Source organism: Paraburkholderia terrae (assembly GCF_002902925.1).
Lineage (GTDB): Bacteria > Pseudomonadota > Gammaproteobacteria > Burkholderiales > Burkholderiaceae > Paraburkholderia > Paraburkholderia terrae.
Genome location: NZ_CP026111.1, coordinates 2,552,671 through 2,578,854, shown reverse-complemented (window position 1 = coordinate 2,578,854; position 26,184 = coordinate 2,552,671). Strand labels below are relative to the sequence as shown.

At 63.1% G+C, this 26,184-nt stretch carries 20 protein-coding genes; 7 read left to right on the top strand and 13 right to left on the bottom strand.

What is annotated here, in order from left to right:
* Positions 1–84: 84 nt before the first annotated feature.
* On the bottom strand, positions 85–897 hold the full coding sequence (locus C2L65_RS11380) for a helix-turn-helix transcriptional regulator (protein ID WP_042314866.1): 813 nt from the start codon (positions 895–897) through the stop codon (positions 85–87).
* A 151-nt stretch (positions 898–1,048) separates the two neighbouring features.
* Here C2L65_RS11380 and C2L65_RS11375 point away from each other — a divergent pair, with 151 nt between their 5' ends.
* The gene (locus tag C2L65_RS11375) at positions 1,049–1,801 is read left to right on the top strand and encodes a class I SAM-dependent methyltransferase (protein ID WP_042314867.1); all 753 of its coding nucleotides are present in this window, start codon (positions 1,049–1,051) and stop codon (positions 1,799–1,801) included.
* Between the two features lie 829 nt (positions 1,802–2,630).
* On the opposite strand, the gene ppc is transcribed toward C2L65_RS11375, so the two are convergent.
* The gene (ppc, locus tag C2L65_RS11370; RefSeq protein WP_042317149.1) at positions 2,631–5,726 is read right to left on the bottom strand and encodes a phosphoenolpyruvate carboxylase; all 3,096 of its coding nucleotides are present in this window, start codon (positions 5,724–5,726) and stop codon (positions 2,631–2,633) included.
* 421 nt (positions 5,727–6,147) lie between these two features.
* Between ppc and hemC the strand changes: the two genes are divergently transcribed.
* Genes hemC through C2L65_RS11350 form a run of 3 tightly spaced genes read left to right on the top strand, consistent with a single transcriptional unit; the run spans position 6,148 to position 10,384 of the window.
* Positions 6,148–7,131 carry a hydroxymethylbilane synthase gene (gene hemC / locus C2L65_RS11360; protein WP_042317152.1) on the top strand — a complete coding sequence of 328 codons (984 nt, stop codon included), beginning with the start codon at positions 6,148–6,150 and terminating at the stop codon, positions 7,129–7,131.
* Positions 7,131–9,191, top strand: a complete 2,061-nt coding sequence (gene hemDX, locus C2L65_RS11355) for a fused uroporphyrinogen-III synthase HemD/membrane protein HemX (protein ID WP_042317154.1) — start codon at positions 7,131–7,133, stop codon at positions 9,189–9,191. The genes hemC and hemDX overlap by 1 nt, the downstream gene beginning before the upstream one ends.
* A gap of 2 nt (positions 9,192–9,193) precedes the next feature.
* Complete coding sequence (locus C2L65_RS11350; protein ID WP_007738282.1) at positions 9,194–10,384, top strand: heme biosynthesis protein HemY; 1,191 nt, start codon at positions 9,194–9,196, stop codon at positions 10,382–10,384.
* An 832-nt stretch (positions 10,385–11,216) separates the two neighbouring features.
* Here C2L65_RS11350 and C2L65_RS11345 read toward each other — a convergent pair.
* From C2L65_RS11345 to C2L65_RS11335, 3 genes are all read right to left on the bottom strand, one after another.
* Positions 11,217–12,536 (bottom strand): MFS transporter, encoded by a 1,320-nt coding sequence (locus C2L65_RS11345; RefSeq protein ID WP_042310386.1) that lies wholly within the window; start codon positions 12,534–12,536, stop codon positions 11,217–11,219.
* 211 nt (positions 12,537–12,747) lie between these two features.
* The gene (locus C2L65_RS11340; protein WP_042310384.1) at positions 12,748–13,506 is read right to left on the bottom strand and encodes an SDR family oxidoreductase; all 759 of its coding nucleotides are present in this window, start codon (positions 13,504–13,506) and stop codon (positions 12,748–12,750) included.
* Between the two features lie 58 nt (positions 13,507–13,564).
* Complete coding sequence (locus tag C2L65_RS11335) at positions 13,565–15,004, bottom strand: aldehyde dehydrogenase family protein (RefSeq protein WP_042310382.1); 1,440 nt, start codon at positions 15,002–15,004, stop codon at positions 13,565–13,567.
* A gap of 309 nt (positions 15,005–15,313) precedes the next feature.
* Between C2L65_RS11335 and ppa the strand changes: the two genes are divergently transcribed.
* Positions 15,314–15,841, top strand: coding sequence for an inorganic diphosphatase (gene ppa / locus C2L65_RS11330; RefSeq protein ID WP_007587974.1), 528 nt, complete (start codon positions 15,314–15,316; stop codon positions 15,839–15,841).
* 107 nt (positions 15,842–15,948) lie between these two features.
* Here the strand turns inward: ppa and C2L65_RS11325 are convergent, their stop codons facing one another.
* From C2L65_RS11325 to C2L65_RS11315, 3 genes are all read right to left on the bottom strand, one after another.
* On the bottom strand, positions 15,949–16,275 hold the full coding sequence (locus C2L65_RS11325) for an H-NS family nucleoid-associated regulatory protein (protein WP_042310380.1): 327 nt from the start codon (positions 16,273–16,275) through the stop codon (positions 15,949–15,951).
* Positions 16,276–16,438: 163 nt separating this feature from the next.
* Positions 16,439–16,747, bottom strand: coding sequence for a GIY-YIG nuclease family protein (locus C2L65_RS11320; RefSeq protein WP_042310378.1), 309 nt, complete (start codon positions 16,745–16,747; stop codon positions 16,439–16,441).
* Between the two features lie 19 nt (positions 16,748–16,766).
* A complete protein-coding gene (locus tag C2L65_RS11315) occupies positions 16,767–17,939 on the bottom strand; it encodes a GNAT family N-acetyltransferase (RefSeq protein WP_042310377.1) in 1,173 nt (390 codons plus the stop codon).
* Between the two features lie 321 nt (positions 17,940–18,260).
* Between C2L65_RS11315 and C2L65_RS11310 the strand changes: the two genes are divergently transcribed.
* Together C2L65_RS11310 and glnK are read left to right on the top strand one after the other, a co-directional pair.
* Positions 18,261–20,318 (top strand): NAD(+) synthase, encoded by a 2,058-nt coding sequence (locus tag C2L65_RS11310; RefSeq protein WP_042310375.1) that lies wholly within the window; start codon positions 18,261–18,263, stop codon positions 20,316–20,318.
* Between the two features lie 132 nt (positions 20,319–20,450).
* On the top strand, positions 20,451–20,789 hold the full coding sequence (glnK, locus tag C2L65_RS11305; RefSeq protein WP_007587958.1) for a P-II family nitrogen regulator: 339 nt from the start codon (positions 20,451–20,453) through the stop codon (positions 20,787–20,789).
* Between the two features lie 244 nt (positions 20,790–21,033).
* On the opposite strand, the gene C2L65_RS11300 is transcribed toward glnK, so the two are convergent.
* The 5 genes from C2L65_RS11300 to C2L65_RS11280 form a co-directional block, all read right to left on the bottom strand.
* Positions 21,034–22,143, bottom strand: coding sequence for a porin (locus C2L65_RS11300; protein WP_042310405.1), 1,110 nt, complete (start codon positions 22,141–22,143; stop codon positions 21,034–21,036).
* A gap of 579 nt (positions 22,144–22,722) precedes the next feature.
* Positions 22,723–23,508, bottom strand: coding sequence for an ABC transporter ATP-binding protein (locus tag C2L65_RS11295; protein ID WP_042310372.1), 786 nt, complete (start codon positions 23,506–23,508; stop codon positions 22,723–22,725).
* Between the two features lie 30 nt (positions 23,509–23,538).
* Positions 23,539–24,252 (bottom strand): ABC transporter permease, encoded by a 714-nt coding sequence (locus C2L65_RS11290; RefSeq protein WP_042310370.1) that lies wholly within the window; start codon positions 24,250–24,252, stop codon positions 23,539–23,541.
* Positions 24,249–24,938 (bottom strand): ABC transporter permease, encoded by a 690-nt coding sequence (locus C2L65_RS11285; RefSeq protein WP_042310369.1) that lies wholly within the window; start codon positions 24,936–24,938, stop codon positions 24,249–24,251. Before C2L65_RS11285 ends, C2L65_RS11290 begins: the two co-directional genes overlap by 4 nt.
* A gap of 297 nt (positions 24,939–25,235) precedes the next feature.
* Complete coding sequence (locus C2L65_RS11280) at positions 25,236–26,012, bottom strand: ABC transporter substrate-binding protein (protein ID WP_042310366.1); 777 nt, start codon at positions 26,010–26,012, stop codon at positions 25,236–25,238.
* Between the last annotated feature and the right edge of the window lie 172 nt (positions 26,013–26,184).

Here is a 26,184-nt window from a genome sequence, read left to right as displayed (position 1 = left end):
CGGCGCGTGGGGACGGCGCCGCCTCGAAGGAGACAACGATTTTAACACCCGCCGTGCGGGCGGCTTTCAGCTGGCCCGGCAAGCTCATTCGCGCATCAGCACGACGAGCTTCAGGTCTTCGCGGTGCGCGGGCTTGAAGGTGATCTGGTTGTAGACGACGTGGCCGTCGCGCGGATGATTGAACCGGCGCTGGCCGCCTTCGCGCTCGTTGACGTCCTGCGACGCCCAGAAGCGCGCGAACGCGTCGCTGGAGGCGGAGAGTTCGTCGATCAGCGAGCGCGTGGGCGCGTCGTTCTGATGGCGGATCGAATCGGCGCGATATTCGGCGGCGAGACGCCGCGCGCGGATTTCCCAGTCGACGATCAGGCTGCGCGCATCTGGCGACAGGAACGTATAGCGCAGCAGGTTGCGGTCGTGCTCGCCGTCGAGCCAGCCGACGAACAGGTCCGCCGCGGGCTCGTTCCACGCGAGCGCGGTGAACTGGCGGTCGAGCACATAGGCGGGCGCGCTCACGAGCTGCACGGTCTTGAGCAGCATGGCGGGGGTATCGGCGGCGGCGGGGTCCGGCTCGGCTGGGTCGCGCTGGGCGGCCAGTTCGAACAGATACGCGCGCTCGGCGCGCGAGAGCTGCAGCGCGACGGCGATGCGTGCGAGCGCTTCGGCGGACGCGGACACGGGCCGGCCCTGTTCGATCCAGGTGTACCAGGTCGGGCTCACGCCGCACAGCTGCGCGACTTCCTCGCGCCGCAGGCCGGGCGTGCGGCGGCGCGGGCCGGGCGGCAGGCCGACGGCTTGCGGCGACAGGCGCTCGCGATGCGCGCGGATGAACTCGCCGAGCGCGCGGGCGGGCGACGCATCGAGCGGCGGGGCGGAATCGGCGTGGGACGGCGTGGTCATGTGGCGAGGCGGCGATGACTGGTAATGTCGATACCAGAATAATTGCTTGACTTGTACTGGTACAGGGCGGGCTCTATTGTAGCGACAGGCGAGACGCTTCGCGACTTTGACCCTATCCTCACAAACAGGCCTGAAGGCACTGGAGCACACGATGAAGCATCACGATCAGGTAGCCGACGCGTTCGGTTCGACGGCGGCCTCGTATTTGACGAGCCAGGTACACGCGACGGGCGCGGATTTGCAGACGCTGGCGGCTGCTGTTGCGGCGACGCCGGGTGCGGCGGTGCTCGATATGGGGTGCGGGGCGGGGCATGCGAGTTTTGCGGTTGCGGCTTCTGCTGGATCTGTTGTGGCCTACGACATTGCGCCGCAGATGCTGGCTACCGTGGCCGCGGCTGCTGTTGAGCGCGGGTTGTCGAATATCCGGACGCAGCAGGGCGCGGCTGAGAAATTACCGTTCGACGATGCTTCGTTTGACTGGGTCGTCAGCCGGATGAGCGCGCATCACTGGCACGATGTGCCGTTGGCGCTCGCCGAAGTGCGGCGGGCTTTGAAGCCCGGCGGGCGTGTGATGTTCATCGATATTGCCGGGAGCGAGCATCCGTTGCTCGATACGCATCTTCAGGCTGTCGAAGTGCTGCGCGATGGGTCGCATATTCGTGACTATCGTGCGGATGAGTGGGTTGCGTTTTTTGCTGCCGCAGGGTTTGAGGCTGTGGTGCGGGAGCGCTGGCGGCTCGATATCGAGTTTGCTTCGTGGGTCGCAAGGATGAGGACGCCTGAAGCGCGGGTTGTTGCGATTCGGTCTATCTGGGCTTCCGCTCCGGATGAAGTTCGCGAGTACTTCGCTGTTCAGGAAGATGGGTCGTTTAAGCTCGATGCTTTGATGGTTGAGGCGTATTGAGGTTTGTTTTTTTGTCTGCGACGCTGGTGTGGTTTGTCTTGTGTTTGCGCTGGCATCCGCGATTCGTTAGCGTGCTTCACGCGTCGCCCCTGTGCGGGGCGGCACCTACTTTTCTTTGCCGCCGCAAAGAAAAGTAGGCAAAAGAAAGCGGCTCACACCGCCAACATCTCTCATTGCCTGAGGGCCCCCACAGGGTCTTACGCTTCACACGGCAGCATTTCTGTTCGCGTTCGTTGCCAACGCTTCGAATGAGCGCCTCACCCACTTCAAACACCCGAACAAGGGCAAGCGGCAGCGAATGGTATCTGCCGCCCAGGTGGCAAACTGTGTGTAGGTTGTCGCGGCGTACACGTTAGCGCTCTTACATGGTGGGACACGTGCGCAATCGGTCCGAAGTGAGGCGTGTGAGGTGCTACGGCCTACACACAGTTTGCCACCTGGGTGGCGTAGGAATATCTGGCATGACGTGCCGCAACGCGGGTGCGTGAAGCGGGTGAGGCGCACCGCAAGAGCGCTGGCAACGAATGTGGGTCACGTGGTTGCCGTGTGGAGCGTAAGAACCTTCGGGAGCCCTCAGGCAGGAACAAGAACTGGCGGTGTTAGCCGCTTTCTTTTGCCTACTTTTCTTTGCGGCGGCAAAGAAAAGTAGGTGCCGCCCCGCACAGGGGCGACGCTTGAAGCACGAAGGCAAAGCGCGGATGCCAGCGCAAAGCCAAAACGCACCACACCGCGGATGCCAGCGAAAAGAAAAGCACACCAAACAAAAGCAAAAACCAAAAAAACGGCGGCCTCAAAAAGAGAACCGCCGTCCGCAGGACAAGAATAAAGCTCAGCCCGTATTCCTCAACCCAGCCGCAATCCCATTGATAGTCAAATGAATCCCACGCCGCACGCGGACATTATCATCCCCGGCGCGATGGCGCTTAAGCAGCTCCACCTGCAAGTGATTCAACGGATCGAGATACGGAAACCGATTCTTAATAGACCGCGCCAGCAAAGGATTATCCGCGAGACGTTCTTTCTTCCCGGTAATTTCAGAAAGCACATTGGACGTGCGCTCCCACTCCGCGACAATCCGCTCGAACACATGCTTACGCAGCTTCTTGTCAGCCACAAGCGCGGCATACCGCGACGCCACCGCGAGATCGGTCTTAGCCAGCACCATATCCATATTCGACAGCAGGTTCGCGAAAAACGGCCACGCCTTATGCATCTTGCGCAGCAGATTCACACGACGTTCACGCTCGACATTCGAGCCCGCGGCCTCGAGCCATCCAGCTACCGCACTACCAAACCCATACCAGCCCGTCAGCAGCAACCGGCATTGTCCCCATGAGAAACCCCACGGAATCGCCCGCAGGTCCTCGATCTTGCGTTGCTTCGGGTCCTGCAGCTTGCGCGACGCCGGCCGGCTGCCGATGTTCAACTCAGCGATCTCCGCAATCGGCGTCGACGAGAAGAAGTACTCAGTGAAGCCCGGCGTCTCATAGACGAGCGCACGGTACGACGCCATCGCCGCATCCGACAGCGTCTGCATCACTTCCTCGAAGTCGGGCAGTTGCGAAGGCGCATTGCCATGCGGCAGCAACGACGCTTCGAGCGTCGCGGCAACGACGGTCTCCAGATTGCGTCGGCCGATGTCCGGGTTGCCGAACTTGCTGGCAATCACCTCGCCCTGTTCCGTCAGGCGTATCTGCCCATCGACCGTGCCCGGCGGCTGCGAAAGAATCGCCTGATAGGTCGGGCCGCCGCCGCGTCCAACCGTACCGCCGCGTCCATGGAACAGCCGCAGCGTGATGCCGCGCTCATTGAACAGCGACACCAGCGCCAGTTCCGCGCGGTACAACTCCCAGTTCGACGTCAGGAAGCCACCGTCCTTGTTGCTGTCCGAATAGCCGAGCATCACTTCCTGCTCGTTGCCCTGGTTCTCGATGATGGCATCGATGCCCGGCAGCGCCAGCAGGTCGCGCATGATGTGCGACGCGTTGCGCAAGTCGGGAATCGTCTCGAAGAGCGGGATCACCATCAGGCCCGCGCGCGCCGGATCGACCGGGTTGCCGAGCGCGCCTTGCAGCAGGCCCGCTTCCTTTTGCAGCAGCATCACTTCGACCAGATCGCTCACCGTCTCTGTGTGCGAAATGATGTAGTTGCGCACCGCGCGCGCGCCGAACTTCTCGCGCGTCACGCGCGCCTGTTCCAGCACGCCGAGTTCGCTCTTCACCAGATCCGAGTACTCGACATACGGCGAGCGCAGCAGGCGCGGCTGCGAAAGTTCCGCGAGCAGCACGCGCAGCTTGTCGCCTTCCGAAAGTGCCGCGTAGTCGCTTTCGACACCCGCGCGCCGCAGCAGCTCCGCGATCACCGCTTCGTGAATGTCGGAGCTCTGGCGCAGATCGATGCTCGCGAGGTGGAAGCCGAACACTTCGGCGGCGCGCGTCAGCGGCGACAGACGCGGCGTTGCCAGCGACGCGCCGTGATGTTCGGTAAGCGAATCGATCAGCACATGCAGATCGCGCACGAACTCGGACGAATCGTCATAGGGCGTCGCGCGAATCTTCGGCGCGCCGGGGCCGGCGCTGCGCAGCGGCACGACGCCTTCGCCGAGCCTCACGCGCGCACTGGCGCCAAGCCGCGTGTAAATGCCGATCAGCGCGCGCCGGTACGGCTCGTCCGTGCGATGCGGAGAGTGATCGGGCGAGGCTTCCGCGAGCGCCTTCAGTTCGTCGCTCGCGCCCGCCAGCAGGTTCGACACCGACAGTTCCGCGCCGAGCTTGTGTACCTGTTCCAGATAGTGCTCGAAGATCACCGCGGCCTGACGCGTGATCGCGTTTTCGAGCGTTTCGCCCGTGACGTTCGGGTTGCCGTCGCGGTCGCCGCCAATCCAGCTGCCCATCTGGAAGAAGGGCGGCAGGCGCGCGTCGAGGCCGTGCTCGACGAGCGCTTCTTCGATGTCGGCGTAGAGCGCGGGGATTTCTTCGAGGAACGTCGCGCGGTAAAACGACAGCGCGTTCTCGATTTCATCGGCGACCGTCAGGCGCGAGTCGCGCAGCATGCGCGTCTGCCACAGCGACGTCACGCGCGCGCGCAGTAGCGATTCGTTCTGCAGTCGCTCGCGTGCCGTCAGCGGCTGGTCGCGTTCGGCGAGCAGGCGCGCGATGTCGTGCTGCGCGTCGAGAATGCTCTTGCGCTGCACTTCCGTCGGGTGCGCCGTCAGCACTGGGACGATCAGCGCGTCGTTGAAGAACTGCTGCAGCACGGGCGTCGCGGCGGCGTTCGCTTCGACGAGCCGGTCGAGCGCATGCGCAATCGTGCCCGGCTGCGACGTCGAGCCGGCCAGATCGTGAATCCGGTGCCGGCGATTGCGATGACGGTCTTCAGCGATGTTCGCAAGGTGCGAGAAGTAGCTGAACGCGCGCACGACGCTCACCGTCTGCTCTGGGGACAGCGCGCGCAGTTTCTTGTCGAGCGCCTGTGCGGCGACGCTGTCGTCCTCGCGGCGAAAGCGCACAGCCGTCTGACGAATCGTTTCGACGACGTCGAACACCGCGTCGCCTTCCTGCTCGCGCACCACGTCGCCGAGCAGGCGTCCGAGATAGCGGATGTCTTCGAAGAGCGGCTGGTCCTTGTCTTCGCGCGTGCGGGCATTGTCCTTCACCTGCGCCGCGGCGCCGTTCTTCGCTTCTTTCGACGCGCGCGCGGCTTCCTGCTTGCCGGCGCCGTCGGATTTAATTCGTTTCGAGACGCCGTTGGCGGGCGCCTTGGTCTTCGTGGATTTGCCGGTTTTGCCGGAGTCGAGAGCTTGCGTGGCTTTCACGGCCTTGGCGGCCTTGACAGCGGAAGCGGCGGGAGCGGCCGATGCGGTATTGACGGCATCGGGCGAGGCAGTAGTGCGGCGGGCAGGGCGCGCCGATCCGGAAGACGTCACGATGTTTCCTCAGGAAAGCCAGGGTCTAAGAATGGTGAACTGCAACTGCGGGTACAGCGGGGAACTGCGCTCAAAGCCTGTCAGCATGCGGCGCGCGCGGCGGAGGAGAGCCGGTTGCGCGTGCTGCGCCGCATTAAATCATCGCGCATGCGGCGCTTCGACGCGCGAACGACCGTGCTGGGGCTTCTGGCGGCCACGCGAGTCACGATCGATGCGGCTAGGACGGCTCTGCGTGGATGAATCCGCAGGCCTGTCTCCTCTGGTTCTATGGCGGTCGACAGCAGTGAGCGCATAGCGCCAGCTACCGTCTCACGCAAGTGCCGTCGCGCTGCTTTGGCATGGCCGTGCGGCCAGCGAGAGGTTGCCAAAGCGCGTGCTAACATTGTTAGTTATCACATCCCGTCGTTCAATGAATCAAACAATGAATTCCGAGACGCTTGCGCCCACTCCGCCCGCCACGCTAGTCATCGCGTCGCGGGAAAGCCGGCTTGCCATGTGGCAAGCCGAGCATGTGCGGTGTGCGCTGCACAAATTATATCCATCTTGTGACGTAAAAATCCTCGGAATGACGACACGTGGCGATCAGATTCTCGATCGGACGCTGTCGAAGGTCGGCGGCAAAGGGTTGTTCGTGAAGGAACTGGAGAACGCGCTGGCCGACGGCCGCGCCGATCTCGCCGTCCATTCGCTGAAAGACGTCCCGATGGAACTGCCCGAAGGCTTCGCGCTGTCGACCATCATGGAGCGCGAGGACCCGCGCGACGCGTTCGTCTCCAGCCAGTACGACTCGCTGGCCGCGTTGCCGCCCGGCAGCGTGGTCGGCACGTCGAGCCTGCGCCGCGAAGCGATGCTGCGCACGCGCTATCCCGAACTCGTCGTGAAGCCGCTGCGTGGCAATCTCGACACGCGCCTCGCGAAGCTCGATCGCGGCGAATACGCGGCCATCATTCTGGCGGCGGCCGGCCTCAAGCGTCTGGGCCTGGGCGACCGCATCCGTTCATTGCTCGATCCCGCCGACAGCCTGCCCGCCGCGGGCCAGGGCGCGCTCGGCATCGAGATCCGCGCGGACCGTGCCGACCTCGCCGCATGGCTCGCGCCGCTGCATCACGAGCACACGGCGGCCGCTGTCGAAGCGGAGCGCATGGTGTCGCGCGCGCTGGGCGGCAGTTGCGAAGTGCCGCTCGCCGCTTACGCGACCTGGCATGACGGCGCGCTGCATCTGCGCGGCGTCGTCGCGACGCCCGACGGCCAGCGCGTGCTGTCCGCGCAAGCCTCGGCGCCCGCGCCGACCACGGGCGCCGCGCTCGAACTGGGCCGCGAGGTCGCGAGCCAGCTCGAAGCGCAGGGCGCACTCGAAATAGTCCGCGCGCTCACCACGGCGAGCGGCCCGGCTGCTTCCGCGTGATGGCGGCCGACTCGAACCCGACACCCGACGCATTGCCGTCCAGGGACGGCACAGGCGCATCGCACGCGAAGCATCTGACCGTCGTGCTGACCCGTCCGGCGGGACAGTCCGACGCGCTCGCGAAAACGCTGCACGACGCGGGTGCCGCGACCGTCGAATTTCCGCTGATCGATATCGCCGCAGCGGACGATGAAGCGCCGCTGCGCGCGGCGCTCGCAGCGCTCGACCGATACGCGCTGGTCGTCTTCGTGTCGCCGAATGCCGTCGATTACGCGTTCGCGAGCCACGATGCGATCTGGCCGCACGCGCTGCCCGTCGGCGTGGTCGGTCCAGGCAGCGTCGCGGCGCTCGCGAAGCATGGCGTCGAAGCTCCCGCTTACCAGGTGATCAGCCCGGCTGCATCGGCCGATGACCACGACGGCGCGCGCTTCGACTCCGAAGCGCTGTATGCGGCGATTGAAGCGTCGCTTGGCGACAACGCCTTCGAAGGCAAACGCGTGCTGATCGTGCGCGGCGACGGCGGCCGCGAATGGCTCGCCGACCGTTTGCGCGAAGCGGGCGCCGAAGTCGAGACGGTCGCGGCCTACCGGCGCCTCGTGCCCGATCCGTCGATCGGTGCATGGTCTCGCATCCACGCGTTGCTGTCCGACGAATCGAAGACGCCGCACGCGTGGCTCGTCACGAGTTCCGAGGGCGTGCGCAATCTCGCCGAACTCGCGCACGACCACCTCACGGCGAGCGAGCAGACGCACCTGAAGCGGGCGATGTTCGTCGCGCCCCATCCGCGCATCGCGGAAACCGCGCGGGCATTGGGTTTTGATAGCATTACGGTGTCCGGTGCGGGCGATGAACGGATCGCCCGTACGCTGTTGTCTCTCGCGGCCCCTTTTGAAGTTCAACCGGTCCAGTCCAACCCGGCACAAGAACGCATGTCTGATACCAACGCATCCACGAACCCCACGCCCCCGACGTCCAACTCTGCGCCGCGGCCCGCCACTGCGCTGCCGCCGAATCAACCCTTTACGCCCTATGAAATGCAGCAGGCCAAGCCCAAGGGCAACACGCTGCTTTGGGTTGTCATCGCGCTGGTGCTCTTCGCGGCGATCGCGGGCGGCATTGCGCTGAATCGCCGGGTCATCAAGCTCGATCAGCAGCTGTCGCACCGCCAGCAGGTCAACGATTCGCAGACGGCCGAATTGCGCGTGAAGACCGAGCAGGCCGTCGCCACGGTGCGTCAGGCCGATGCGCAGATCGCGCAGCTCGAAGGCAAGCTCGCCGACGCGCAGAACGCGCAGCAGGCGTTGCAGCAGCAATATGCGGATCTCGCACGCAATCGCGACGACTGGACGATGGCCGAAGTCGGCCAGATGCTGTCAGCCGCGAGCGAGCAACTGCAACTGACGGGCAACACGCAGCTCGCGTTGTTCGCGTTGCAGAGCGCGGATACTCGCCTCGCAGCGTCGGACGGCGCGCAAGTGCTGGCTGTGCGCAAGGCGATCGCGCAGGACATCGACAAGCTGAAATCCGCGCCGTCCACTGATCTGACGGGCCTCGCCATCAAGCTCGACAACGCAATAGATCAGATCGACCAGCTGCCGCTTTCGGGCGAGGCGCCGATTGCGCACGCCACGCCGCATGCGTCCACGCCGAAGGATGTCGACCGCGTCGCGGCCGCCACGGGCGAACCGAAGTGGAAAGTGTGGTGGAACCAGCTCATCGCGGGTATTGGCCAGCAGTTGACGAGTCTCGTGCAGGTGCGCCGCATCGACCACGCCGACGCGATGCTCGTCGCGCCCGATGAGGGCTACTTCGTGCGCGAAAACCTGAAGATGCGTCTGTTGTCCGCGCGGCTCGCGCTCCTCGCGCGCAACCAGACGACGCTCAAGTCCGACCTTCACGCCGCGGACAACGCGCTCGCGCGCTACTTCGACGCGTCGTCGAAGCAGGTGCAGACGGTACGCGACCTCGTGAAGCAGGTCGACGACGGCTCGGGCGCGGTCGACGTGCCGAACCTGGATACGAGCCTGCAGGCCGTGCATCAATACCGGACGCGGGGTTAATCATGGCGCTGCGTGGACTTCTCTGGCTCGCTTTCCTGTTTGCGATCGCCGTGGTGCTCGCGATCGTCGGTCGCTTCGACACCGGGCAGGTGTTGCTGGTCTATCCGCCGTATCGGATCGATATTTCGTTGAACCTGTTCATCGTCGGGATCATCGTCGCGTTCATCGTGATTTATGCGTTGCTGCGCATCGTGCGCAACATCTGGCGTATGCCGCAGCGGGTCGCCGCGTATCGCTCGCGTCAGCGGGTCGCGAAGGCGCATGCGGCGTTGCGCGATGCGATCGGCAATCTCTACGCGGGCCGCTTCTCGCGCGCCGAGAAAGCTGCGCGCGACTCGCTCACCAATCCCGACAACAAGGGTGCGGCGGGCCTGATCGCCGCGAACGCCGCGCACCGGATGCACGAGTACGCCCGTCGCGACGAATATCTCGCGCAGATCGATTCGACTGACTGGCAGGACGCGCGCCTGATGGCGACGGCCGATATGCGTGCCGATGGCCGCGATGCGGATGGCGCGTTGCTCGCGCTGACCGAAATGCAGTCGCAGGGTGGTCGCCGCATTCATGCGCAGCAGATTGCATTGCGCGCGCAGCAGCAATTGAAGAACTGGGGCGAAGTGCTCAAGCTCGTGAAGACGCTGGAGAAGCGCGAGGCGATTCATCCCGCTGTTGCCGTGCGTTTGCGGCAGCTTGCGGCGGAGAATCTGTTGCGCGATCGCAGGCACAATGCTGACGCGCTGCTTGAGTTGTGGCATTCGCTGACGCCTGTTGAGCGGCATTCGCCGCGGCTTGCGGATGTTGCGGCTGAGTTGCTGGTGGCGCTGGGGCGTCCGCAGGATGCGCGGAAGATTGTTGAAGAGGCGCTCGCGCAGAATTGGGATGCGCGGTTGTTGCGGCGTTATCCTGATACCACTGGCGGTGACGCGTTGCCGTTGATTCAGAAGGCTGAAGCCTGGCGGAAGGAGCGTCCTGACGACGCGGATCTGATGTTTGCGCTTGGGCGGTTGTGTCTGCATCAGCAGTTGTGGGGGAAGGCGCAGTCGTTTCTTGAGCAGGCGCTCAAGCTGGCTGATAACGAGACTTTGAAGATTCGGTCGCATCGGGCGTTGGCTCGTTTACATGAGCAGCTCGGGGATGCTGATAAGGCTAGCGCGCATTATCGGGAGAGTGCGCTGGCTATGAATGTGGTTTGAGGTTTTTTTGTCTGCGACGCTTTGGGTGGTTTGCTGGTGCTTTTTGCTCGCGTCCGCGGTGTGGTGCGTTTTGGCTTTGCGCTGGCATCCGCGCTATGCCTTCGTGCTTCAAGCGTCGCCCCTGTGCGGGGCGGCACCTACTTTTCTTTGCCGCCGCAAAGAAAAGTAGGCAAAAGAAAGCGGCTCACACCGCCAACATTTCTCCCTGCCTGAGGGCCCTCAACCGGTCCCTTACTTCACGCGGCAACTTCTCGATTCAAGTTCGTTGCCAGCGCTCTTGCGGTGCGCCTCACCCGCTTCACGCTCCCGCGCTTCAGCATGTCTTGCCAGATAGTCCGCCGCCGCCCAGGTGGCAAACTGTGTGTAGGCCGTAGTGCCGCACACGCCTCACTTCGACCCGATTGCGCACGCGTTCCACCCTGTAAGAGCGCCAAGCTATACGACGCGACAACCTACACACAGTTTGCCACCTGGGCGGCACATACCATTCGCTGCCGTGAGCCCTAGTGCGGGCGTTTGAAGTGGGTGAGGCGCTCATTCAGAGCGTTGGCAACGAACGCGAACAGAAACGCCGTCGTGTGAAGCGTAAGACCCGTTGGGGGCCCTCAGGCAAGAAGAGATGTTGGCGGTGTTAGCCGCTTTCTTTTGCCTACTTTTCTTTGCGGCGGCAAAGAAAAGTAGGTGCCGCCCCGCACAGGGGCGACGCGTGAACAGCAAACACCGTAACGCGGATGCCAGCGGCAAAACAAGCAAACCAACCCAGCCGCGCCACGAAGTCAAACAGCCGAATGCCAGAGCAAAGTCAAAAAACCGGCAAAAGCACCGGCAGTGCTCACTTATTCACAAGCCTGGAAGGCACACTAACCGCGAGCACACCTCCAAGAACCATAAACGCCGCGAGCATATACATCCCAGCCGCATTCCCGGCGGTAGCCTGCTTGAGCCAGCCCACTGCATAAGGACTAAGAAACCCCGCCAGATTCCCAATGGAATTAATCAACGCAATCCCAGCGGCCGCGCCCGTACCAGCAAGAAACGAGGTAGGCAAACTCCAAAACAGCGGCAGCGTAGTCAGAATGCCCATGGTGGCAAGCGTGAGCCCAGCCATCGCCAGGGTGGTGTCATGCGCCCACACGACAGAAAGCACAAGCCCAAGTGCCCCCACAAATCCCGGCACAGCAACGTGCCAACGCCGCTCCCGCATCCGATCGGCGCTACGCGCAACAAACACCATCGCCACCACGGCAGCAGCGAACGGAATCGCCGACAACAACCCAATCGTGAACGCGTCAGTGACACCCGTCGATTTGATAATGGTCGGCAGCCAGAAACTCACACCATAAAGCCCCATCACAAACGAAAAATAGATCAGGCTCATCATCAGCACGCGCGGGCTCATCATCACCTTGCCGATAGCATGATCTTCCTTCGTCGCGTCTTCGGCAGCGATGTTGCGCTCCAGCAGCTCGCGCTCTTCCTTCGTGAGCCACTTCGCCTTCGAGATGCGGTCGTCCAGCACGATGAACACCAGAATGCCGACGATGATCGACGGTATCCCTTCGAGCAGGAAAAGCCACTGCCAGCCATGCCATCCGTTCGCGCCGTCGAACGACTTCAGGATGTAGCCCGAGATCGGCCCGCCCACCACGCCTGAAATCGCAATCGCCGTCATGAACCAGGTCGTCATGCGCCCGCGCCGGTGCGCCGGATACCAGTAGGTCAGATACAGAATGATGCCGGGGAAGAAGCCCGCTTCCGCCAGGCCGAGCAGAAAGCGCATCACGTAGAACATCGTCGGCGTGGTGACGAACATCGTCAGCATCGACACGATCCCCCACGTCACCATGATCCGCGCAATCCAGACCCGCGCGCCGACGCGATGCAGAATCACGTTGCTCGGCACTTCGAAGATGAAATAACCGATGAAGAATATCCCCGCGCCAAAGCCGTAGACGGCGTCAGAAAGGCCCAGGTCCGCGCTCATGCCGAGCTTCGCGAAGCCGACGTTCACGCGGTCCAGATAGGCCACGACATAGCTGAGCATCAACAGCGGCGTCAGGCGCCAGGCGACTTTTCTGTAGGTCGCCTCTTCGAAGGTGGAAGGCGGCGCCCCTGCGCCGGGATGGTGGAGCGGATTCGCAGGACTGGACACGCTTGTCTCCTATCGACCGGCGTCGGCGCGGCAGCGCTTCACGCTGGTCTTACGCAAAGCTCGTTATTGTGGAAATGTCGTACCGCCGTTCGCGATTCTAATCTTTCAACGCGCGCTGAATAGCCGCCCCAGCGTCGGGGAAAACACTGAGTTTTCAAAGGTTAAGGCGGATTTTCGCCGGGCGGCGCGAGCGAGCGCGCCGCCTGCTGCGCTACACGCAGCGTCCGCCGTCCACTTCGAGACAGACGCCCGTGATGAACTCCGCTTCGTCGGATGCGAGATAGAGCGCGGCGTTCGCGATGTCCTGCGGGGTCGAGAAGCGGCCCAGCGGGATGCCCGCCAGAAACTTCTGCCGGTTCTCCGGCGTGTCGTCGACGCCCATGAATTCGGTCAACAAACCCGTCTCGCCGATCACCGGGTTCACGCAGTTCACGCGGATGCGATCCGGCCCGAGCTCCACAGCCAGTGCCTTGCTGGCGACGATCACCGCGCCCTTGCTGCCGTTGTACCAGACGAGTCCCGGGCGTGGCCGCACGCCCGCCGTCGATGCGATATTGACGAACACGCCGCCGCCTTGCTCGCGGAAGTACGGCACGAATGCCTGCACGCTCCAGTAGATGCTCTTCACGTTGACGGCGTACACGCGATCGAATTCGTCTTCCGTCACGTCGAGCACGGGTTTGTTGCGATGCGTGGTGCCCGCGTTGTTGACGACGATCTGCACGCTGCCGAAGTCCTCGATCGCGGCGGCGTGCAGCGCGCTCCAGTCGCCCGCGCGCGTCACGTCGCCCGCGACCGCGATGGCCTTGCCGCCCGCCAGCGCGATCTCGCTCGCGACGCGTTCGGCCGCCGCGCCGTTCAGATCGTTGACGACGACGTTCGCGCCTTCGCGCGCATATGTCTTCGCGATGCCTTCGCCGAAGCCCGAGCCGCCGCCCGTGACGATGGCCGTTTTGCCGGTCAACCGCATGATGTCTCCTGTTGTTGTAAGTGCAAAAACGCCTGGGGTGTCGTGAGTCAGTCGTGCGTCAGCCGTGCCTGATCGCGACGGTCTTCAGCACCGTGAAGCCGTACAGCGCTTCGAAGCCTTTCTCGCGGCCGTGTCCCGAATGCTTGACGCCGCCGAACGGCAATTCGACGCCGCCACCCGCGCCATAGTTGTTGATGAACACTTGCCCCGAGCGCACGCGGCGTGCCATGCGCATTTGCCGGCCGCCATCACGCGTCCAGACGCCTGCGACGAGTCCGTAGGGCGTGCCGTTCGCAAGCGTCAGCGCTTCGTCTTCGTCGGCGAAGGGCAGCGCGGCGAGCACGGGGCCAAACACTTCTTCGTGCGCGAGCCGATGCGTGGGCGGCACGTCGCGCAGCAAGGTCGGCGCCTGATAGAAGCCTGTTTCCGGCGCTTCGGCGATCACTTCGCCGTGCGCCGCCATCGCGATGCCGTCATGCTGCGCGTCGGAGAGGAAATCCCATACGCGGCGCTGCTGTTTCGCGCTGATCAGCGGCCCGCAATCGAGGTCCGCCTGCGCCGGACCGACGCGCAATGCATTGAACGCGGTGGCGAGGCGGTCGAGCAGCGGCTCGTAAATGCTCCGCTCGATCAGCACGCGGCTGCCCGCCGAGCAGGTTTGCCCGGCGTTCTGCACGATTGCGTTGACGAGCGTGGGTAGCGCGGCGTCGAGATCGGCGTCCGCGAAGACGATTTGCGGCGACTTGCCGCCCAGTTCGAGCGTGACGGGCACGTGGTTTTCGGCGGCCATCTGCGTGACGAGCTTGCCCGTATCGGGCGAACCGGTGAACGAGATGTGATCGATGCCGGCATGGCGCGCGAGCGCGGCGCCCGCTTCGTGTCCGAAGCCGGTGACGATATTGAGCGCGCCCGCGGGAAGGCCGGCTTCGTCCGCCAGCTCGGCGACGCGCAGCACGGAGAGGCAGGCATCTTCGGCGGGCTTCACGACGCACGCATTGCCCACCGCGAGCGCCGCGCCGACGCTGCGCCCGAAAATCTGCATCGGATAGTTCCACGGCACGATGTGGCCCGTCACGCCATGCGGCTCGCGGATCGTAAAGACCGTGTAGCCGTTCTGATAGGGCAGCGTTTCGCCGTGCAGTTTGTCGGCGGCACCTGCGTAGAACTCGAAGTAGCGGGCAAGCGCGGCCGCGTCGCCGCGCGCCTGCTTGAGCGGCTTGCCCGTGTCGCGCGCTTCGAGCTGCGCCAGTTCCTCGTGGCAGGCGGCGACGAGCATCGACAGCCGGTAGAGCAGGCGTCCGCGCTCGGCGGCGCTCACGGCGCCCCATGCGCCCTCGTAGGCGCGGCGCGCGGACTGGACTGCGGTGTCGATGTCGGCGGCCGTGCCGCGCGCGAGCGTGGCGAACGGCTGACCGTCGGAGGGATCGATGACGGGGATCGTCTCCCCGTTCGACGACGCGGTCCATTCACCGCCGATGAAGTGTTTCGCTTCTTCCATACATGCTCCTTGCCCGGTTGGGCGGTCAGGCGGACATCGAAAGAAACAACGAAGAGATGACGAAAGGGACAGGCGACGGCGGTTGCGTTGCGCAGGCTTTGGCGAAGCGCAGCGGCCGGCCAGACGTGTGGCCGCCCGGCACGGTCACACGCGTAAGACAATTATCGCGCCGATCGCCACGCGGGTGTCATCGGCCGATTGGCTATAATGGCGCATTCCGCCGTGTCCGGGTTGCGGCGCTGGGTCCCGTATCGAGACGCAGCGCGCGCCGTGCGCCTTATTCCCATTTCTTCCTGATCAGAGAGCGCCATGAGCTTCAATCACGTTCCCCCTGGTAAAGACCTCCCCCAAGACTTCAACGTCATCATCGAAATCCCGGCGCAAAGCGATCCGGTGAAGTACGAGGCCGACAAGGATCTGGGCCTGCTCGTCGTCGATCGTTTCATCGGCACGGGCATGCGTTATCCCGCGAACTACGGCTTCATTCCGCAGACGCTGTCGGGCGACGGCGATCCCGTCGACGTGCTGGTGATCACGCCGTTCCCGCTGTTGGCTGGCTCGGTGGTGCGCGCGCGCGCGCTGGGCATGCTGCAGATGACGGACGAGTCGGGCGTCGACGCCAAGCTGATCGCCGTTGCGCACGACAAGATCTGCCCGATGACGGCGGACCTGAAGTCGATCGACGACGTGCCGCAGTATCTGAAGGACCAGATCAAGCACTTCTTCGAGCAATACAAGGCGCTCGAAAAGGGCAAGTGGGTCAAGGTGGAAGGCTGGGCGGGCATCGAAGCCGCGCACAAGGAAATCACGGAAGGCGCGGCGAACTACAAGAAGTAATTCGCGCGTTTTTCGAGCCTGGTTGCAAAAAGACGCTCCTTCGGGAGCGTCTTTTTTTGCTCTATCGATCCGACGCAGCGCGTGGACGGATCAAATGCCGCGCCGCGTTAGCGCGGGCTGACCGTCGCGAGGCGGCTACCGGCGAACGGGTCGTTACGCCAATCGACCGTCGGGCGTTCCTGTTTGACCTTTTTCGCCGGCTTGTCGACCGCAAAGTGTTCCGGCGATTGCCCGGCGCTGACAGCGTTGCTGAGCCACTGGGGCATCGCGCCGTTGCCGTCCCACGTTTCGCCAAATGGGCTGCGATAACGCACCGATTGCTGACGACGCCGCTCTTCGGCGAGCGCCGCGGCCAGGTCGGCCACCTTGATGCCGACCTTAGCCATGCGGCCGCGCAGATAAGCAATCATGCTGTCACGCTTTCTTTCGTCCATTTTTTCACCTCAAGGTGTCTGGGTATCGCGTCGGGTGTTGGAGCGCCGCTGGTTCTGAATTCAGCGACGCGTTGCAGTGACGAAAGTATCTGATCGAGTGAAATCGGCGTCGAGATGCTTATCCTGAAAACACTGTTGCAGCCGACGGAAAAGCCGCGCCGCGTCAGGTGTCTGGTTCGCCAGCCTCGACTTCCTCAATGACGGCAGGCAGCACGGATTCAAGCGTCCGCGCACCCGAAGCCAGTTCCCACTTCTGCGCGGGCGCAAGCTGCTTGACGCGGTATTCGGCGCGCGACGCGCTCGAACGGTCGGCCAGTTCGAACGACGCCAGCAGCCGCACCGGCTTGCGCGAGCGCGTATAGCGCGCGCCCGCGCCGCTGCAATGCTTGTCGAAACGGGCCTGGACGTCGGTGGCGATGCCCGTGTAGACGCTGCCGTCCGAGCATTCGATCAGATACAGAAACCACGGCATGGCGCGCGACTGTTCCTCGTTATTCCTTGAACGGATTGTGTTCGCGCAGTTCGTCGACATACGCGTGGATGTGATTCTTCTCGTTGTCGAGAAAGTGCGCAACGGCGTCCGAAAAGGCAGGATGCGCTAACCAGTGCGTCGAGCGCGTGACGGTCGGCATGAAGCCGCGCGCCATCTTGTGTTCGCCCTGCGCGCCGCCTTCGAACACCCCCAGCTTCTGTTCGATGCAGAACTCCAACGGCTGATAGTACGCGGTTTCGAAGTGCAGGCAGGGCACGTGTTCGAGCGCGCCCCAGTAGCGGCCGTACAGCGTGCCGCCCGCGTTCGCGCCGTCGCGCTGATAGACGACGAGCGAACTCGCGATCGGCTTGCCCTCGTACTCGGCGATCACCATCATCAGATTCTCCGGCATCGATGCGCCGATCATCCGGAAGAAGTCGAGATTCAGATACGGACTCGAAAAGTGCTCGCGGTACGTCTGCCGATAACACTTGCTGAAGAAGCGCCAGTCGGCGTCGCTGATGTCTTCGCCGAGCAAGCGCCGGAACGTGACGCCCGCATCGCGCACCTTGCGCCGCTCAGCGCGGATGTTCTTGCGCTTCTTCTGTTCGAGCGTCGAGAGAAAGTCGTCGAAGTGGCGGTAGCCGTCGTTGATCCAGTGAAACTGGACGCCTTCGCGCTGCATCATGCCGAGATCGGTCAGCGCTTGCGCTTCGCTTTCCGTCGGAAACAGCACGTGCAGCGACGACACGTCGGCCTGTTCCGCGAACGCGACGAGCGTCGCGGCGAGATGGCGTAGCGCGTGGGCGTCGGCGGCAATGAGGCGCGTGCCTTGCACGGGCGTGAAGGGCACCGCGCACAGCAGCTTCGGATAGTAGGGCAGGCCGTTGCGCTTGTACGCGTCGGCCCACGCCCAGTCGAACACGTACTCGCCGTACGAGTGTTCCTTCGCGTAGACGGGGGCGGCCGCGGCGAGCTTGCCCGTACGCGGATCGGTCAGCGTGACGAATTGCGGCGCCCAGCCCGTATCCGCGACGGCGCATCGCGTCGCGTGCAGCGCGCTCAGGAATTCGTGGCGCAAGAATGGAGTGGGTTGCGCCTGCTGGTTGAGCAGCGCATTCCATTCGGCGGCATCGACTTCGAGCGGCGAAGCAAGAATGCCTGCGCGGTAATCAAAACGTTCCTGGTTCAATCTGTTCGACCGTTGGCGATCCCGGGTGCCGCACTCGCTTGCGTGCATGGTGCAGCGGCAGGATCGGATGAGGCTGATAGGCGAATGTCGCGCGCTTCGTTTTGCTGGCGCCCGGATGCTTCGGCACTGGGCGCAGGCGTGACCGCGGCGCGGCGAACGGCCATGTTAAAGCAAATGCGCGCCTGTAGCGCGCGGCGTGGCCCGTCGATACACGCGATCGAGACCTTGAATGCGCTTACGGCTTATCATCTACGCTGATCGATAGCAGCTGTTTCGCGCGCGACCGTTTCTCCCGGTTCGCGCGCATTGGGAATCTCGGACATGAAAGGCAACTTCTTCAACCTGTATTCGCACCGTTTTGCGCGTGTCGCGGTGGGCGTGCCGCGCTGCCGCGTCGCCGATCCGGCCTTCAACGCCGATGAGACGCTGGCGCTAGCGCGCGAGGCCGCGGCGAAAGGCGCGGCGCTCGTCGCGTTCCCAGAACTCGGTTTGCCCGCCTATACCTGCGACGACCTCTTCCATCAGCGCGCGCTGCTCGACGCATGCAAGACAGCGCTGGCAAAGATCGTGGAGGCGTCGAAGTCGCTGCCCGTTGCGATGATCGTCGGCATGCCGTTGCAGGTGGACCACAGCCTGTACAACTGCGCGATCGTCGTCGCGCGCGGTGTCGTGCTGGGAGCGGTGCCGAAGACTTATCTGCCGAACTACGGCGAGTTCTATGAGGCGCGCCAGTACACGCCCGCCGACAGCGCCGTCGCGCGCGACATCGAACTGCTCGGTAAGCAGGTGCCGTTCGGCGCGTCGCTGCTGTTCGAACTGACCGACGTGCCGGACTTCCGCTTCCACGTCGAGATTTGCGAGGACGTGTGGGTGCCCATTCCGCCGTCGTCGTTTGCCGCGCTCGCGGGCGCGACGGTGCTGGTGAACCTGTCGGCGTCGAACGTCGTGGTCGGCAAGTCCGGCTACCGGCATCAGCTCGTCGGCCAGCAGTCGGCGCGCTGTCTCGCGGCGTATCTGTACACGTCGGCGGGACGCGGTGAATCGTCGACGGATATGGCCTGGGACGGCCAGGCGCTGATCTACGAGAACGGCGAGATGCTCGCCGAGTCCGAACGCTTTCTCGATGATTCGCACATGATTTTCGCGGACGTCGATCTCGAACGGCTCTCGCACGAACGCATGCGGCAGACCACGTTCGGCATGTCGGTGCAGCGGCACAAAGATGAAGCGGCGAAGTTCCAGATCGTGCGCTTCGCGATCGGGCACGACGCGGCGCAGGCGCTGCCGCTCGAACGCAAGGTCGAGCGCTTCCCATACGTGCCCGCCGATTCGCGCCGCCGCGACGAGCGTTGCAACGAGGTCTACAACATTCAGGTGCAGGCGCTCGTGCAGCGGCTGTCGGCGTCGAATATCCAGAAGGTGGTGATCGGCGTGTCGGGCGGGCTCGACTCGACGCACGCGCTGCTGGTCTGCGCGAAAGCGATGGACCGTCTGAAACTGCCGCGCACCAACATCATCGGCGTGACGATGCCGGGCTTCGCGACCAGCGACCGCACGCTCAAGCAGGCGCGCGAACTGATGAGCGTGGTCGGCTGCACCGCGATGGAAATCGATATCCGGCCAAGCTGCGAGCAGATGCTGAACGACCTTGGCCATCCGTATTCGGCGGGCGAGGCGAAGTACGACATCACCTTCGAGAACGTGCAGGCGGGCGAGCGCACGAACCATCTGTTCCGTCTCGCCAATTTTCATAACGGCATCGTGATCGGCACGGGCGATCTCAGCGAGTTGGCACTCGGCTGGTGTACGTATGGCGTGGGCGATCACATGTCTCACTACAGCGTGAACGCAAGCGTGCCGAAGACGCTGATCACGCATCTGGTGCGTTGGGTCGCGGAGACGGGTGCCGTCGGCAAGAGCGGCTCGGACACGCTGCTCAACGTGCTCGCCACGGAAATCAGCCCTGAACTCGTGCCGGCCAAAGCCGCAGGCGCGATCGAGCAGAAGACGGAATCGTTCATCGGGCCATACGAGTTGCAGGACTTCAATCTGTTCTACATCCTGCGCTATGGCTTCGCGCCGTCGAAAGTCGCATTCCTCGCGCTGCACGCGTGGTGCGACAAGGAGCAGGGCGGCTGGCCAGAAGGCGCGCATGTCGAGCGCAACGAATACGATATTGCCGCCATCAAACGCAATCTCGGCATTTTCCTGTGGCGCTTCTTCAAGACGAGCCAGTTCAAACGCAGTTGCGTGCCGAATTCGCCGAAGGTCGGCTCGGGTGGTTCGCTGTCGCCGCGCGGCGACTGGCGCGCGCCAAGCGATTCGGAAGCGACTGTCTGGACCGATGATCTCGCAACGGTTCCGGACAAAGCCGCCTGAAATCAGTCTTTATCTGCCGTTGAGCGCGGGTTACTGCACTCGTTGCCATGCCGGGTGCTGGCAACGTGTGCGCTGCGGCGTAGAATCAACGCATCTGAACCTTCCTTTTTCCGAACCGAGACGAGGCCCGCCATGAAACGCATTACCGCCGTCATCAAACCCTTCAAGCTCGACGAAGTCCGCGAAGCGCTCGCCGAAGTCGGCCTGACAGGGCTGACCGTCACCGAGGTCAAAGGCTTTGGCCGCCAGAAAGGACACACCGAGCTGTATCGCGGCGCCGAATACGTCGTCGATTTCCTGCCGAAAGTGAAGATCGAAGTCGTCGTCGCGAACGATCAATGCGATCAGGTGATCGATGCCATCATCGGCGCGGCGCGCACGGGCAAGATCGGTGACGGCAAGATTTTCGTCGCGGATGTCGAACGCGTGATCCGCATTCGTACGGGTGAGGAGAACGAAGCGGCCGTGTGAGTTTCACTGCGGGCGTTGCGCCCGTCGATTGAAATAGCGCATTGGAAAAAAGCATCGGCGTTGCACCGCGCCGGTGCTTTTCTGCACGAGCCAAGTGCCTGAGCGAAATAGACAAGACGCTTGCGCCTTCTTCGCGCAGAAATAAAAAAAGGTGCGACACCCTTTCGGACATCGCACCGATACGCGCCTCTCGCAGCAGCGTGAAAACCGTTTCTGTTAAAGCTGTTCTGTTTGCACCGTTCGATTAGAACGAGTGCTGGATACCTGCGTACACGCCCGTCTGGCTGTGGCCGATCAGCGGGTTGTCGGAAGCCACGGTGTTGCCCGCCGCGTTGGCGTTCAGACCGTAGTTAGCCGTCTTGCTGTTCTGGACCGTTGCGACCTGGAGGTCGAACAGCGTGCGCTTGGACAGGTTGTACGAGCCACCCAGCGTGTAGATCGTCGCGTTGCCCGCACCGTTGTTGCCGTTCACGTGGTAGACCGCGCCGATCAGAGCTGCTGCCGGCGTTGCTTGCCACGTCACGCCACCCCATTCGTGATCGAGCGTGGTCGGCGTGCCCGGCGTTGCTGCCGTGATGCCCGACGTGCGAATTGCCTGGTACGCGCCCTGGATCTTGAACTGGCCGAGGAACACGTTGAATGCAGCCGTGTACTCGCGTGAGAAGTTGTACGAGTCGTTCAGGCCACCGTTTGCCGGGTTGCGGATTTCGTCATAGATACCGCGAAGCTGGAAGAGCGACGACGTGTACGTGACTTGCGCACCGGCTTCACGGCCTTGAGCGGTCGTGCCGTTACCGTTCCAGTTCGTCGCATTCGACAGCGCGTATTGGCCGTAGAAGTCAAGGCCAGCGATCTTCGGCGACTGGTAGGCTACGTTGTTGCTCGATTGCGGCCAGTTGCGGCCACGAACCAGCGATGCCGACGACCAGTTCGACTGACCGAACGGATCGAAGTCCCACACGCCGTTCGAGATGAACAGCATGCGGCCCATCGTGAACGTACCGTACTGATCGCTTGCGAAGCCGACGGTTGCCCAACGATTGAAGAGACCGCCGCCGCCAGGGCCAGCACCCGTCATCGTGTTGAACGAGCCTTCCAACTGGAACACGGCCTTGTAGCCGCCGCCCAGATCTTCAGCACCCTTCAAGCCCCACAGGCTGGTACCCCAGTCGCCGCTTTCCGCGCGGAAGCGGTGCGAGCTGCTCTGTGCGACACCCGCTGCGTTCGGGTTCGTCGGCACACCCGACATGTACTCCAGACCAGCGTCCAGACGCCCGTACAGCGTCACGCTGCTCTGTGCGTGTGCGGCAACGCCAAAAGTCAGCAGCGCTGCGGCAGCCAAAGCTTTCTTCATCTTCTCCTCCATACCCTGTCAAAAAGTAAAGCCAGTACTGCGAGTGGTGCCCGGACGCCAGCAGCGCCGAGCAGGAATCTTTTCCAGGGAGATGCGCGGTGGCCGGTTGTGATGTCGACGCGCAGCCTTTCTGGCTGTCTGATCGTCATTCCGATCCCTCGCGACCGGTATCTCCTTTTCGTTCGTTTTGAAGTGAAACTACTTTTCTTGAACTTTGTTTTGCTACTTTCGTTACTAATTTAGCAAAATACCCTTCGGTTGGCGAATAAATTAGTGATGCTCGGTAAAGATGTCTCTAAATTGCAATACCAATATGGGACAAGTGGGGGACAGAGGGCTGCGAAGGCCCCTCCACGCCTTGTCGTGCAAGGGACACACCGTTGTTAATGACTTGCGTCAAGGATTGCCACTATTGACGGAGAGAATCGTCGGGAGTAAACGCGTTTTGGCTGCTGATCGCGCAGATGTTGGGACGCCGAAGCTTTTGGGGCGTCCAGGAAGGAGAGGGCGACGCCGCGCGGAAATGAAAAAGGGCGCCCGGTAAGCGCCCTGTAATACTACATAAACTACATTGCAGCCTTATTTCAGGCTTCCCGAGAGGAACTGCTTCAGACGCTCACTCTTCGTGTTCCTGAACACTTCGTCCGGACGGCCTTCTTCTTCGACGCGTCCCTGATGCAGGAACATCACGTGATTCGACACGTTGCGCGCGAAGGCCATTTCGTGCGTGACGACGATCATCGTGCGGCCTTCCTCGGCGAGCGTCTGCATGACCTTCAGCACTTCGCCGACCAGTTCCGGGTCGAGCGCCGAAGTGGGCTCGTCGAACAGCATCACGTCGGGGTTCATCGTCAGTGCGCGGGCGATCGCCACGCGCTGCTGCTGACCGCCCGACAGATGCGACGGATACTGCTTCTCGAGACGCGGCGCGAGACCCACTTTCTCCAGATACGTGCGGGCACGGTCTTCGGCTTCCTTGCGAGAGATGCCGAGCACATGCAGCGGCGCTTCGATGATGTTCTCGAGCACCGTCATGTGAGTCCACAGGTTGAAGTGCTGGAACACCATGGAAAGCTTGGTGCGCATCTTCTGCAACTGCTTCGGGTCCGACACGCGCAGCGCGCCGTGCTTGTCCTTCGCCGTGCGAATCTCCTGGCCTTCGACGAAGATGCGTCCCGAGTTTGGTTGCTCGAGAAAGTTGATGCAGCGGAGCATCGTGCTCTTGCCCGAGCCGGACGAGCCGATCACGCTGATCACGTCGCCGCGGTTCGCGCGCAGCGTGACGCCTTTGAGAACTTCGTTGTCGCCGTACTGCTTGTGCAGGTTGTCGACGAAAAGCATTTGCGGTGTAGCTGGAGTGTTCATCGGGTTCCTTGACTTGCCTGGGTCGGCGCCTTACTTGCCTTGCGGGCGCAGATAAGCGAGCCAGCGGCGCTCGGCACGGCGGAACAGCCAGACGAGCCCAAAAGAGATGATCAGATAGAGCAGGGCGGCGATGCCGAACGCGTCGAACGAACGGTAGGTCGCCGAGTTGACGTCGCGCGCGATCTTCAGGATGTCCGGCACCGTCGCGGTGAAGGCGACCGTGGTAGCGTGCAGCATGAGGATCACTTCGTTGCTGTAGTACGGCAGTGCGCGGCGCAGCGCCGACGGCAGGATCACGCGGCGATACAGCGTGAATTGCGACATGCCATACGCGCGCGCCGCCTCGATCTCGCCGTACGGCGTCGCCTTGATCGCGCCCGCGAAGATCTCGGTTGTGTACGCGCAGGTGTTCAGCGTGAACGCGAGCAGCGTGCAGTGCATGCCGTCGCGGAAGAACGCGTTGGTCAGCTCGTTCGAGCGGATGATCTCGAGGCTGTAGAGACCCGTATAGCAGAGCAACAGTTGCACGTACAACGGTGTGCCACGGAAGATATACGTATACAGCCAGACCAGGGTCGACAGCCATTTCCTCTTCGACACGCGCGCGACGGCGAGCGGCACCGACAGGCAGAAGCCAAGGCCAATGGAAACGACCAGCAGCCACAACGTGATGGTGACGCCCGTGAAGCGGTAGCCGTCCGTATACAGATAGTTGCGCCAGTATTCCTGGATCAGCTCGATCATAGTTCCGCCTTGCGCACGCCAGTCGAATAGCGTTTTTCGAGGTACATCAGCACGAAGTTCGAGGCTGTCGTGATGAGCAGGTAGATGGCGCCCGCCATCAGCGTGAAGAAGAAGAACCGCAGCGTGCCCTTGCCGGCATCCTGCGCGGCCTTGACGACGTCCGCGAGGCCGATGATCGACACGAGCGCCGTCGCCTTGACCATCACCTGCCAGTTATTGCCGATGCCGGGCAGCGCGAAGCGCATCATCTGCGGGAACATGATCCGCGTGAACACCTGCCAGCCCGACATGCCGTACGCAGCGCCCGCTTCGAGCTGGCCGCGCGGCACGGCGAGAAACGCGCCGCGGAACGTCTCCGTGAAGTACGCGCCGTAGATGAAGCCGAGCACAGCGACGCCGGCGACGAATGGATCGATGTCGATCTGATCCCAGCCGAGCATGTCGGTGAGGTCGTTCAGCCAGATCTGGATACTGTAGAAGAGCAGCAGCATCAGCACGAGATCGGGCACGCCGCGAATGAGCGTCGTGTAGACCGTGCCCGCGCCCTGTGTGATCCGGTTCTTCGACAGCTTCGCGGCCGCGCCGAGCAGACCGAGCACGAAAGCGAATGCGAGCGACAGGATTGCCAGCTTCACGGTCTGCACCGTGCCGGCAAAGATGATCGGGCCGTAGCCTTGAAAGAGCATAGTGGGTCCTTGACGACGCTCCCGAGCGCCGCGAAAGACGCGGCAATCCGTACGCTGCGGCGGTTGGTCCGAAGGCGGATGCCTTCGATGTCTCCCGTGCGGCGCACAGCATGCCGCTGTGCGAATCATGACTGCCTGGCCGTTCATACTATGTGGCCGGCAGCGCGTTTTCCTGCCTTGTTCTACTGCGTTGCTACTCTCGGTCCGACTTTATTACGAAGCCCGTAGACCGGCCCATCCGGGCCAGCCCCGAGCTTTCGCCGCATCTGACGTGATGCGGCTGCTTTTCAGTGCCTGTTATCGGCTCTGATCAATATCGACGTCGAAATACTGCTTCTCGAGCTTCGTGAACGTGCCGTCCTGGTGAACCTCGGCAAGCGCCTTGTTCAGCTTCGCCTTCAGCTCGCCGTCTTCCTTGCGCACGCCAATGGCCGTGCCTTCGCCGAGTGTCTTCGGGTCCTTCACTTCCGGGCCCGCCCACGCGAAATCCTTGCCGCGCGGCGTCTTCAGGAAGCCGGCGTCGGCCTGCAGTTCGTCCTGCAGCGCGGCGTCGAGACGCCCCGTCGCCAGATCCGCGTAGACCTGATCCTGGTTCTGGTAAGGCACGATCGTCACGCCTTTCGGCTCCCAGTACGCCTTCGCGTACGCTTCCTGCGTCGAGCCCTGTTCGACGCCGACGTGCTTGCCTTTCAGGGATTCAACCGTCGGCAGCAGCGGCGAGCCCTTCTTCGCGATCATGCGCGCGGGCGCGTCGAACAGTCGGTCGGAGAAGTCGATCTGCTCGCGGCGCTTGTCGGTCACCGTCAGCGACGACACGATGATGTCGAACTTCTTCGCCTTCAGCGCCGGAATGATGCCGTCGAGATCCTGCGGAATCCATACGCACCTGACGTTCATCTTCGCGCACAGCGCGCGGGTCAGATCGACGTCGAAACCGACCATCTGGCCGCTGGGCGCCACGGATTCGAACGGCGGATAGCTGGCGTCGACCCCGATACGCACGGTTTTCCATTCTTTTGCCGCGGCCCCCGAAGCCATGACGGCGAGCGCCACGCACAGTGCGTACTTCTTCATGTTTCTCCTGACTTCCCGGTCGCCGCGTGCCTTCTTGCGGTGACGGCAGCCCGCGTGCGGCCGGCCGTCGCCATTCTAGGCGGACAAAAATAGGCTGCCCGTTCTGGCGGTGGATTGTTTTGGCCCGGAGGCCTGTTCCACGTCGCCCGATGGCGCTTTTACTCTGTCCGCT